Here is a 12,402-nt window from a genome sequence, read left to right as displayed (position 1 = left end):
TAACGTCTACATTTTAAAGGCACTATTTGTTTTTTTTTAGTCCAACAATCGATTGTTTTCGTCAACAGACATAATCTTCGGTGACTGTTCATTATTTGGATGTAAGTTACCATCCCCATGACAAACGCTACAACCATATTGCCAACCTTCATCATCAGCTAACATGCCTGTTCCTTCGCACGCTTTGCACAGCACTTTCTAAGAAAAGATGTTCATCTGCATTTTTATTATCTACTTGAATAATGTTGTGGTCGACATATTGTGCTGAAGCCTCTGTTTTTGCTTGATCAATTCCCACTGCCTCTAGTTCAAGCATAACCATTGTTCCTGTCGCATCTTGCATAAGTGTTTGGTCGATTTTCAAGCCAATTTCATTACCTACTGTCATTTCTCCAGAAACAATGTGTGATTGGATGAGTCTTTGTGTAATATTTTGTGCCATATCCTTTCTCCTTCTATTTTTATACCGCATTAACTAGTCGTAATCCCCACTAGAAAAAATAGCGAGGGATTACGACTAGTAAGAGCAAAATTCAACTGACAATTTCGGGGTTGTTGCAGTTTGTGTTTGTTTCTTACTGAATAAAATTAATTAACAAATTTACCGTAATCCGGAATGGCAATTTTATCGAATTCATTTACAAGTTTTTCTAAACTATTTGTTAAAATGTCACCCTCCATCGGCAAACCGTGGCCTGTTACAGCTATAGATGGTTTGAGAGTTGCCAATTTTTTGACTGAATCCCATGCGGCATTCCAGTCAGGTGTTAGATATCGGGGTGGCCCATTAATTTCTTGTTTTTGGGTAAAGACTTTATATAAAGTATCCTGTTTTACTGTAATAAAAGCATCCCCAGCAATTAAGGCCCTGTCCTCATCTCTAAAAAACGAGACATGGCCTGGAGAGTGTCCGGGTGTATGAATCCAGCGGAAGCCTGGCATAAATGGGACACTTCCATCGTCAGGTAACTTTTTGATATGATTTCCGAGATTTACCGGTTCAATTGGAAACATACGTGACATTTTTGCAACTAGTCCGCCCTCAACCGTAGAATCAGGCTCGGGATAGCTTTTTTGCCCTGTTAAAAAGGGGAGTTCTAATTCATGCGCAAATACTGGTATATTCCAATGCTCAACTAATTCTACAATCCCACCAACATGATCAAAATGACCGTGGGTTAAAATAATTGCTTCAGGTCGTTTGTTTTCTCCAAAACGTTTCTCTGTGATAGCCATGATTTGGCTAGCCGAGTGTGGCATTCCCGCGTCAACCAATACAAACTTTTGACTATCTGGATGACCAACAAAAGCAATATTGACAATTTGAATCGTATAAGCGAACAAGTCTGGTAAAACTTCATGACCAATTAGATGATCTACCGAAGTTGCAGGGATGTATTTATAATCATTTCCATAGGTAATTTCTTTATCCAAAAGGGAAAACCCCTTCCTAATTATTTATTACACAATGCTTAGCTGTATGTTGGCGTCAATAGAGTAATAATCAGTGATGATAATTTCCCTCACTGAGCAGTGATAGTTTTCTCAATTCTAAAAAATTCATGCGTTTTCATTACGAAGGACACTAGTGTTTTATTACCTTTTTGGATATTTCTGCTTGGTAAAGTTCAAGAAATAAGACAAATACTAAAGTTGTTCCAAAAGCAAATGAAAGGGGACATAATAATGAAAAACAATATTCAAGTATTGCCTATTATCGCATCGATCGGTATCGGTGCTGCTGCCTATAGTATGATGACGGGGCGTGCTGGCCAACTTCAAAATATGATTCCGCAGTTATCTAATATGGGAGGGCAAACAGGGGGATCCCAAAATAATCAAGCTTCGGGAAGCTCCAGTATGCAATAAAAAAAGCACCAAAAACCCGGTTAAATCGTATTTTCGGGTTTTTGGTGCTTCATTTATATCAACATTTGATTAGTAAACGCCTCCGATAAATCCACCGGCACCTACAATAATCAGGAGGATAAATAAAACAACAATTAGCGCAAATCCTCCGCCAAAACCAACTCCGCCTGCGCTCATACAAAACCCACCTCCTAAGAATCATTCCGTAATACTTTATGTTACTGAAAGAAAAACGGAAGGATAAACGCCTATATTTTTAAAATAGATATGAAAATACTTTAAAGAATACTTTGTGGAAGAAACGGCACAATACGTTTAGGAATAGTAAAGTTATTAAAATGTAAATTTAAGGAGAGATTGACTATGGCTAGGGATAATAAAAAGAATGAACTTCATAATCGAAAACGTAAAGATGATCATAACCATAACCAAGAGCTAGATTTAGAAAATGTTAATGTAGAGTTTGGCCAAGATAACGAAATGGACAACATTAGCAATAATATTCACAAAAACAATAAGTGCCAATAATGTTAAAACTTTTGGCAGAGGCTTTACCCACTTTAAAAGACCCTTTCTTTTTAAGTCATTGTAAAGGAAAGATTTATAATAAACTTTCAGAAAATTCATATGTATATATGTAGTTGATCTAGTTTAAAAGTAAGGATGGGTGATAACATGGATGAAAAGTCATCAAGAAACAAAAAGCCTATTAACACAAATACTAAACAGGAACAATTGGATGAGTTTCGTGTAAACAATACAGGTAAGCCAATGACAACACAGGAAGGGAAGAAAAAGTCACAAGATCAGGATCAATTAAAAGCCGGAATACGAGGGCCATCATTACGTCAGGACTATGAGTTTTTTGAAAAAATGTCGCATTTTGTGCATGAAGAGATACCAGAAAGAGTGGTCCATGCAAGAGGTTATAGTGCACATGGGGAGTTTGAATGTTATCAGTCCATGAAACATGTAACAAAAGCGGGTTTTTTACAGGAACCGGGAAAAAAGACGCCATTAACTGTTCGTTTTTCTACTGTACAAGGAGCAAAAGGATCGTATGATACTGCGAGGGATTTACGTTGTAAAGGAGTGAAATTGTATACAGAAGAAGGAAATCTCGATTTGACAACAATTGCTATGCCTGTCTTGATTAATCAAGATGCTATGAAATTTCCGGATGCAATGCATGCGTACCAATCGAAACAGGATGATGATATACCAACAGCTAGCGGTGCGCACGATAGGTTTTGGGATTATGTAGCTAATAATCCAGAAGCGCTACATATGGTGCAATGGATTATGTCCGATCGAGGCATTTTACGAAGTTACCGAATGATGGAATCCTGGTCTATTAATACGTACCTATTTGTAAATGAACAAGGAGTAGCAACCTTTGTTAGGTATGTCTGGAAGCCAGTCCTTGGTGTTCATTCTCTACTTCAAGATGAGGCATTAAAAATTGGCGGACTTGACCCCGATTTTCACAGAAGAGATCTTAGAGAGGCAATTGACCGCGGTGCCTACCCTGAATATGAGTTAGGTGTCCAGCTCATTCCAATGGAAGATGAATTCAAGTATGATTTTGATGTTCTCGACCCTTCTAAATTTTGGCCGGAAGAGCTTATCCCTGTTCAAATAATTGGTAAGCTGACATTGAATCGAAACATTGATAATTATTTTACGGAATCTGAACAAGTTGCTTTTAACCCTGCAAATGTCGTTCCAGGAATTGACTTTTCCAATGACCCTGTGCTGCAGGGAAGATTAATGGCGTATAGAGATACCCAGCAACATCGACTTGGCAGTTCTAATTACGTTGAATTACCAATTAATCGTCCTCTCTGCCCATTTCATAATAATCAGAGACGCGGTTACATGAGACAGCGAATAGATGTAGATAAGGTTAACTATCATAACAATTCACTAGCAAATAACACGCCTTACACGACACCTCCTGAAGAAGGCGGCTACGAATCTTATCCGAAAAAAGTTGAGGGTCACGTAATACGTGCTAGAAGCGATTCTTTCAAAGATTATTTTTCGCAACCGAGGATATTTTGGAATAGTTTGACACCTGTTGAAAAGCAACACACCATTGAAGGGTTTAGCTATCAACTCGGAAAAGTAAAAAGCGAGTCTGTTCGCCAGCAAAACGTCGATTTATTAGTTAATGTCGATCAAGAATTGGCATATATCGTTGCTGATAATATTGGAGTAGCTCGGCCAAGTGGAACCCATGTACCTGTATCAGCAAGCTATCCTTCACTTAGCCAGTACAGTACCCCTCGTTCTGCCTATACACAAAAAGTAGGAGTTCTTATTGGCAATGGTTTTAATGGTAATGAGGTAACAAATGTACTAAATGTATTACAACAATCTGGAGTTTTTGTAGTCATCATAAGTGAAACGCTTGGTTCTGTCACAGCTTCCGATGGAACAAAACTTAAAATTGATGAGACGTTTATTACAACTAGCCCTTATCTAGTTGATGCCTTGTATGTCGTTGGTGGAAATTCTAGAAACGAAATGAAATTCAGGTCTGATGTTACCGAATACGTAAATGAAGCATATAAACATTTTAAACCAATTGGTGTTGCTTCGACAGGTCAGCCCTTTATTCAACCATCAGAAAATAATAATTTGGCTGGTGTTGTTTTTTCTAATAATAATCCAAACTTTGGAGAGGATTTCGTATCTGCGATCGCTCAGCAACGTTTTTGGGATCGGAAATAGTACAGTTGGTACAAGAAATTCAATAATGATTTTGAGTAATTAAGCCGTAAGAAATTATGAAAAATGATCGATTTAAAAGAAGTGGGACTCCCTCAAAACTTGTTTGGTGATATTGTAGTGAAAACATAAATGAGGAGCTTGCAAAAAATAATCTTGCCAATTAAGCCAATTGTTTGTAATTTACGATTGGCTTTTTCCTATTAGCCGTCTCCCTCTACTCCTTCAAAGCATATGAAGGTATTAGAGGGAGGGAAACTTAGTGAGCCAAAAGGGCAAGTTATATTTAAAAATTGCTATAGCTATATTCATAGTCCCACTATTTTTCTATATGCTCAGCATCTTAGAACGGAATTCAATTAGTGAGCATGATAATAATAATCAAGAACAGGTCGACAGTGAAGAAAAAGACAAAGAGAAGGAAAAAGAAAAGGACAAAGATAATAATAAGGAAGAAGATAAAGATAAAAATAAAGATAAAGAAAAGGACAAAGATAAAGAAAAAATATATTGGGGAGTCGATTCGGCAAATTTAACGGATGATAAGTTTTATTCGTGTGTTGTTGATCATTTTGATAAACCAGCAGTGTGGGGGAGATATTTAGGAGATATTGAAAATGTATCAACAGCTCTAACTAAAGATGAAATAAAGTTTTTACACTCAAAAGATATTAAAATATTAGTCATTTACAACTTAATAACCGACGCAAGAGGCTATGATCATGGTAAAGATCATGCAAATGAGGCTATTAAAATGGCTGAACAATTGGGTGTGCCTGAAGGAAAGGCTATTTTTGCTGACATTGAACCGGATTTTCAAGTCGATGCTGAATTTATAAAAGGTTGGTTTGATGAAGTTTCGAAGTCTAAATATGAGCCAGGAATCTATGGTGTCTTTTCAGAAGAACAAAAACTTTTTTCCGTATTCGGTGCAGCCGCTGAAGAAAATAAAGACTTAAAAAACAAGACAATTTTATGGACAGCTTACCCTCAAGAAGGAATAACATCTAAGGAAAAAGCACCTGAGTACAAACCGGTGGCTCCAGAAGGCAGCTTCGTATTGGGCTGGCAATATGGAATTGATGCAGAAACTTGTAATATTGACACAAATCTTTTTAAAGGAGAACTGCTTAATTATTTGTGGTAATTGGGACTGGTTATGCTAGTCCTTTTTTTGTTATAGTGGCGGATTGTCTTTTTTAGATAGGGAAAGCTAAGGATAATCCAGTCAGGAGGTTCTTACATTGCATAAGGAATTTTTAGAAATAACTCAGAGGCCGTTTCCAGTGCCTCAAACACCTTGGATCATGACACAGAAATGGCATCAATTACTTTTTTGCCATTGGATTGTACCGGAAGGAATATTACGTGCAGAGGTTCCTCCCCAATTTGAATTAGATTTATTTAATGGACAGGCATGGTTAGGTATTATTCCTTTTCGCGTTACTGGAATGAGATTTCGCTGTCAGCCCTCATTCCCATATATAGGTAAGTATTTAGAACTGAATATTCGGACGTATGTAAAATATAAAGGGACACCTGGTATTTATTTTCTGTCTATGGATGCTAATAAATGGATGGCTGTTTTAGGAGCGAAAATCGGTGCACTTTTACCGTATCGATATGCCCAAATGAAAATAGATCAGGATGGTGATATAACTCAATTTCATAGCAACAGGGGAGAAGAAGAGAAATTACAGATTCAATATCGTCCAACATCTCCCCTGTTTATTCCAAAACAAGGTAGTCTAGAATTTTGGTTATTTGAAAGGTACTGCTTTTTTGTCACGAAAAGGAATCGGGTATATCGAGGTGACATTCACCATGATCGTTGGAGGGTGGGTCACGCTGAAGCTGATTTCATCAAAAATACAATGGCGACCAAATTGCTTAATCAAAGTTATTTTAATAAACCATCCTTTCACTTAGCTGCAGATAAGCAAGTATTTGCTTGGTTATTGAAGGAATTAAATTAGGGGAGGGAATAATTTAAAGTTTGTTAATTAATTTACTTTAGACATTAGTGAAAGTTGTGTAAAATAAAAATAAGTAGAATTCGATAATGATAGAAAGGGGTATCAATATGTTAAAACAGTTAAAAAAGATCACCTATACACCACCGAAAAATGGCTATCCTGAGTGGAATAATAACCCGGAAATTTTTCAATTGAACCGAATGAAAGCGCATGCGACATTAATGCCATATAAAACAGTAGAGCAGGCGTTGAGAGCTAAGCGGGAAAGCTCTGAATACTATCGATCGCTTAATGGAAAATGGAAATTCGCTTTTTTTGAAACTCCAGATAAGAGAAATCTTGAATTTTATCAAAATGATTTTGATAGTAGTAGTTGGGATGAAATTATGGTTCCAGCACACTGGCAATTACAAGGTTACGATTATCCGCAATACACGAATGTCGTTTATCCTTGGGTAGAAAAGGATGATATAAAGCCCCCTTTTGCTCCAACTAATTACAATCCTGTTGGACAATATATTCAGAAATTCGTAGTACCAGAGTCATGGGAAGGTCTACCAGTATACATAAGCTTTCAAGGGGTAGAATCTGCTTTTTACGTTTGGCTAAACGGAGAACTTGTTGGATATAGCGAAGATACTTTTACACCAGCAGAATTTGATTTGACACCTTATTTGAAAACGGGTGAGAATAAACTGGCAGTTGAGGTGTATCGTTGGTGTGATGCAAGTTGGTTGGAGGATCAAGATTTTTGGAGAATGAGTGGAATTTTCCGAGACGTGTATTTATTCTCAACGCCAAAATTTCACATTCAAGATTTCTTTGTCAATACAGAATTAAATGAGCAGTACGAAGATGCAGAGTTGAATATTAAAGCTACGATCGGCAACTATTTCGAAGGGAAAAACGGGAAGATTACTTTTGAGGCAATGCTGTACGATCATGAAAAAAATCCAGTTTTACTTGACCCCGTAACTGCGGCTGTAGATTTGTCTGAAAAAGATGAAATCGATATTAATCTTTCTACTCATATAAATAGTCCATTGAAATGGAGCGCGGAGCAACCCAATTTATATACACTTGTTTTAAGTTTAAAGGATGAAAATGGCAACCTGATTGAAACGGAAAGCTGTAAAGTTGGGTTTCGAAAATTTGAAATCAAAGATGGGTTAATGAAAATAAATGGCGAGCGGATTGTTTTTAAAGGTGTCAACCGTCATGAATTTACGGCTGATAAAGGACGTGCTATAGACTACGAAGATATGGTACATGATGTTCAGTTGATGAAGAAGTATAACATTAATGCGGTTCGAACATCTCATTACCCGAACCATCCATATTTTTATGAATTATGTGACGAATACGGTTTATATGTGATTGATGAAACCAATTTAGAAACCCATGGCACTTGGCGCTACGGTCAGAAGGAATTGGAAGATACGCTTCCAGGAAGTAAACCAGAATGGACGGAAAATGTTCTTGACCGTTGCAACTCCATGTTTCAACGGGATAAAAATCATCCCTCGATTGTTATGTGGTCACTTGGTAATGAATCATTTGGTGGCGATAATTTCTTAAAAATGCATCAGTTTTTTAAAGAAAATGACCCATCCCGTCTTGTTCATTATGAGGGAGTATTTCATTATCGCCCCTCTGAGGCAGCCTCAGATATTGAAAGTACGATGTATAAAAGTCCAAAAATGATCGAAGAGTATGCTCTAAAAGCAATGGAATCAAGTGAACAAGCAAAGCCATATATTATATGTGAATATATGCATGCAATGGGCAACTCGTGTGGAAACCTGTTCCAATATACTGAGATGTTCGATAAATATCCAATCTTACAAGGCGCTTTTATATGGGATTGGAAAGATCAAGCGCTTCGCACAAAAACAGCTGATGGCATAGAATATCTTGCGTACGGTGGGGATTTCGGGGAATCACCCCATGATGGGAATTTCTCTGGTGATGGGGTTATTTTTGCAGATGGTACAGTTTCACCAAAATTATATGAAGTGAAAAAATGTTATCAAAATATCGAGTTTGAAGAAGCTGATCTTGCGAATGGCCAACTAAAGATCGTGAATAAACATTTGTTTACAAATTTGGATGAGTATGAATTGCGCTGGGAAGTCATGGCTACTGGGGAAGTTATTAAAACTGGCAGCAGTGAAGTTTCCCTGAAACCTAGTAAAAGTAAACTGGTTCAACTTGATTTTGCGATCGATGAATTTGATGATTATTTAGGGGAATTGATTTTGACTATTGGATTTTACTTAAAAAAAGAGCAAATATGGGCTGAAAAAGGTCATGAAATTGCCTTTGAACAGTTTATTCTTCGGGATGCTCAATTGAATTGGGAAGTAACCGCTAGTATCGGCGAAATAAGTATTGAAGAAGATGGAACAGAATACAATTTGTCTGGTGCTAACTTTACAATCCGCTTTAACAAACAAACTGGCGACCTTGTTTCCTATGTGTATAAAGGGACAGAAATGTTAAAATCGCCGATTATTCCAAATTTTTGGAGAGCGATGACAGATAATGATAGAGGAAATAGGTTAAATGAACGGAGTGCTACTTGGAGGGAAGCAGGTGAGAATCGTCAACTGCAATCGATTCATCTTGAGTCAAAAGACGGGAAAGCAGAAGTATTAGTAAAATACGAAATACCAACAACGACATTATCTGTTTGCGAGATTCATTACTTAATTGACTTAACGGGAAAAGTAGAAATTAACTTTAACTTGTCACCAGGTGCTAATTTACCAGAAATTCCAGCTGTAGGATTGCTCTTCACAATGGAGAGCTCATTTGAAAATCTGGAATGGTACGGAAAAGGTCCGCATGAGAGTTACTTTGATCGGGCGAAAGGTGCAAAAATTGGCGTTTATAGTGGGAAAGTTGCAGATCAGTATGTCCCTTATTTAAAACCGCAAGAGTGTGGAAATAAAACAGAAGTAAGATGGGCGACAATTAGAAATGACGCTAGTTACGGATTAAAGGTTTTGGGCGAACCAAATGTTGAATTGAATGTACTTCCTTATAGACCTGATGAATTGGAAGAAGCAAGCCACAGTTATAAACTACCTAAAATTGAAAAGACAGTTGTCCATGTGAATGCGAAACAAATGGGTGTCGGTGGCGACGATAGTTGGGGAGCGAAAACGCACCCTGAATTTACACTATACGCGGATCGTGAATACCGGTATTCATTTACAATTATCCCATTTTGAAACGAGAAAACGCCGTTCACTTGGTGAACGGCGTTTTCTCGCTCATAAAATCCGAATCTCGCTCATAAAATCCGAATCTCGCTCATAAAATCCGAATCTCGCTCATAAAATCCGAATCTCGCTCATAAAATCCGAATCTCGCTCATAAAATCCGAATCTCGCTCATAAAATCCGAATCTCGCTCATAAAATCCGAATCTCGCTCATAAAATCCGAATCTCGCTCATAAAATCCGAATCTCGCTCATAAAATCCGAATCTCGCTCATAAAATCCGAATCTCGCTCATAAAATCCGAATCTCGCTCATAAAATCCGAATCTCGCTCATAAAATCCGAATCTCGCTCATAAAATCCGAATCTCGCTCATAAAATCCGAATCTCGCTCATAAAATCCGAATCTCGCTCATAAAATCCGAATCTCGCTCATAAAATCCGAATCTCGCTCATAAAATCCGAATCTCGCTCATAAAATCCGAATCTCGCTCATAAAATCCGAATCTCGCTCATAAAATCCGAATCTCGCTCATAAAATCCGAATCTCGCTCATAAAATCCGAATCTCGCTCATAAAATCCGAATCTCGCTCATAAAATCCGAATCTCGCTCATAAAATCCGAATCTCGCTCATAAAATCCGAATCTCGCTCATAAAATCCGAATCTCGCTCATAAAATCCGAATCTCGCTCATAAAATCCGAATCTCGCTCATAAAATCCGAATCTCGCTCATAAAATCCGAATCTCGCTCATAAAATCCGAATCTCGCTCATAAAATCCGAATCTCGCTCATAAAATCCGAATCTCGCTCATAAAATCCGAATCTCGCTCATAAAATCCGAATCTCGCTCATAAAATCCGAATCTCGCTCATAAAATCCGAATCTCGCTCATAAAATCCGAATCTCGCTCATAAAATCCGAATCTCGCTCATAAAATCCGAATCTCGCTCATAAAATCCGAATCTCGCTCATAAAATCCGAATCTCGCTCATAAAATCCGAATCTCGCTCATAAAATCCGAATCTCGCTCATAAAATCCGAATCTCGCTCATAAAATCCGAATCTCGCTCATAAAATCCGAATCTCGCTCATAAAATCCGAATCTCGCTCATAAAATCCGAATCTCGCTCATAAAATCCGAATCTCGCTCATAAAATCCGAATCTCGCTCATAAAATCCGAATCTCGCTCATAAAATCCGAATCTCGCTCATAAAATCCGAATCTCGCTCATAAAATCCGAATCTCGCTCATAAAATCCGAATCTCGCTCATAAAATCCGAATCTCGCTCATAAAATCCGAATCTCGCTCATAAAATCCGAATCTCGCTCATAAAATCCGAATCTCGCTCATAAAATCCGAATCTCGCTCATAAAATCCGAATCTCGCTCATAAAATCCGAATCTCGCTCATAAAATCCGAATCTCGCTCATAAAATCCGAATCTCGCTCATAAAATCCGAATCTCGCTCATAAAATCCGAATCTCGCTCATAAAATCCGAATCTCGCTCATAAAATCCGAATCTCGCTCATAAAATCCGAATCTCGCTCATAAAATCCGAATCTCGCTCATAAAATCCGAATCTCGCTCATAAAATCCGAATCTCGCTCATAAAATCCGAATCTCGCTCATAAAATCCGAATCTCGCTCATAAAATCCGAATCTCGCTCATAAAATCCGAATCTCGCTCATAAAATCCGAATCTCGCTCATAAAATCCGAATCTCGCTCATAAAATCCGAATCTCGCTCATAAAATCCGAATCTCGCTCATAAAATCCGAATCTCGCTCATAAAATCCGAATCTCGCTCATAAAATCCGAATCTCGCTCATAAAATCCGAATCTCGCTCATAAAATCCGAATCTCGCTCATAAAATCCGAATCTCGCTCATAAAATCCGAAACTCAGCAGTAAATCTTGATATCGTTTCTTTTTAAAAATCCAAATTTCAACGCAAAAATATTTTTTTAAAGTATAATAGTAAATAAATTAACAGTCTATGCCTATAGAATGGAGGTAGGAAGATGTCGAAAAAAGCATTGTTAAATGTAGATTATACCGTTGATTTTGTGGCGGACAATGGAAAATTGACATGTGGATTACCAGGTCAACAAATTGAACAGGCGATTGTAAACATTACACGCAAGTTTATCAGTGCAAATGATTTTGTTGTCTTTGCCATTGATAAACATAAAGAAAATGACCTTTATCATCCAGAGGCTAACCTTTTTCCTGTTCATAATGTTGAAGGAACCTCTGGTCGAAATTTGTATGGCTCACTGCAACAACTATACGAACAGAATAAACAAGCTGAAAATGTTTATTATATGGATAAAACGAGGTATAGTGCATTTGCTGGAACAGATCTGGAAATAAAGTTGCGTGAGCGTGAAATTGATGAGCTTCATATCGTTGGAGTGTGTACGGATATATGTGTCTTGCATACGGCTATTGAAGCTTATAATAAAGGTTTCAAAATTGCGATTTACAAAGATGCAGTGGCAAGTTTTAATCAAGCGGGCCATGAATGGGCACTTGGCCATTTTACAAATACACTAGGTGCAAAGGTAACCGTAGTATCTGAATAAGGGAGT

10 protein-coding genes and 1 pseudogene are annotated in these 12,402 nt (G+C 37.6%); 7 read left to right on the top strand and 4 right to left on the bottom strand.

The features are described 5' to 3' along the window. Positions 1-36: 36 nt before the first annotated feature. The 3 genes and pseudogenes from BN1243_RS22855 to BN1243_RS09540 all read right to left on the bottom strand — a co-directional run bounded on the left by BN1243_RS22855 (position 37) and on the right by BN1243_RS09540 (position 1,434). Positions 37-165: a hypothetical protein gene (locus BN1243_RS22855; protein ID WP_268258069.1), complete on the bottom strand. Its 129-nt coding sequence runs from the start codon at positions 163-165 to the stop codon at positions 37-39. 19 nt (positions 166-184) lie between these two features. Next, a pseudogene (locus tag BN1243_RS09545) lies at positions 185-442 on the bottom strand (aconitate hydratase); the annotation flags it as partial. 146 nt (positions 443-588) lie between these two features. Next, a complete protein-coding gene (locus BN1243_RS09540) occupies positions 589-1,434 on the bottom strand; it encodes an MBL fold metallo-hydrolase (protein ID WP_062106276.1) in 846 nt (281 codons plus the stop codon). 252 nt (positions 1,435-1,686) lie between these two features. Here BN1243_RS09540 and BN1243_RS09535 point away from each other — a divergent pair, with 252 nt between their 5' ends. Continuing rightward, a complete protein-coding gene (locus BN1243_RS09535; RefSeq protein WP_062106274.1) occupies positions 1,687-1,869 on the top strand; it encodes a hypothetical protein in 183 nt (60 codons plus the stop codon). Positions 1,870-1,938: 69 nt separating this feature from the next. Here BN1243_RS09535 and BN1243_RS21695 read toward each other — a convergent pair whose 3' ends face one another. Beyond that, positions 1,939-2,046: a YjcZ family sporulation protein gene (locus tag BN1243_RS21695; RefSeq protein ID WP_084781870.1), complete on the bottom strand. Its 108-nt coding sequence runs from the start codon at positions 2,044-2,046 to the stop codon at positions 1,939-1,941. Between the two features lie 186 nt (positions 2,047-2,232). Here BN1243_RS21695 and BN1243_RS22075 point away from each other — a divergent pair, with 186 nt between their 5' ends. The 6 genes from BN1243_RS22075 to BN1243_RS09510 all read left to right on the top strand — a co-directional run bounded on the left by BN1243_RS22075 (position 2,233) and on the right by BN1243_RS09510 (position 12,396). Continuing rightward, the gene (locus BN1243_RS22075) at positions 2,233-2,397 is read left to right on the top strand and encodes a hypothetical protein (protein ID WP_154669832.1); all 165 of its coding nucleotides are present in this window, start codon (positions 2,233-2,235) and stop codon (positions 2,395-2,397) included. A gap of 147 nt (positions 2,398-2,544) precedes the next feature. Beyond that, positions 2,545-4,605: a catalase gene (locus BN1243_RS09530; RefSeq protein ID WP_062106272.1), complete on the top strand. Its 2,061-nt coding sequence runs from the start codon at positions 2,545-2,547 to the stop codon at positions 4,603-4,605. A 259-nt stretch (positions 4,606-4,864) separates the two neighbouring features. After that, positions 4,865-5,749 (top strand): glycoside hydrolase domain-containing protein, encoded by an 885-nt coding sequence (locus BN1243_RS09525; protein ID WP_062106270.1) that lies wholly within the window; start codon positions 4,865-4,867, stop codon positions 5,747-5,749. A gap of 97 nt (positions 5,750-5,846) precedes the next feature. Then, complete coding sequence (locus BN1243_RS09520) at positions 5,847-6,578, top strand: YqjF family protein (RefSeq protein ID WP_062106268.1); 732 nt, start codon at positions 5,847-5,849, stop codon at positions 6,576-6,578. Between the two features lie 107 nt (positions 6,579-6,685). Then, on the top strand, positions 6,686-9,814 hold the full coding sequence (locus tag BN1243_RS09515) for a beta-galactosidase, LacZ type (RefSeq protein ID WP_062106266.1): 3,129 nt from the start codon (positions 6,686-6,688) through the stop codon (positions 9,812-9,814). A 2,018-nt stretch (positions 9,815-11,832) separates the two neighbouring features. After that, positions 11,833-12,396 carry a cysteine hydrolase family protein gene (locus tag BN1243_RS09510; RefSeq protein WP_062106264.1) on the top strand — a complete coding sequence of 188 codons (564 nt, stop codon included), beginning with the start codon at positions 11,833-11,835 and terminating at the stop codon, positions 12,394-12,396. Positions 12,397-12,402 lie beyond the last annotated feature (6 nt).

This window comes from Bacillus niameyensis, assembly GCF_001375535.1.
In the GTDB taxonomy this organism is placed as follows: Bacteria; Bacillota; Bacilli; order Bacillales; family Bacillaceae_C; genus Lederbergia; species Lederbergia niameyensis.
Note: the sequence above shows the minus strand (reverse complement) of the source record. Positions and strands in the feature narration are given on the sequence as shown.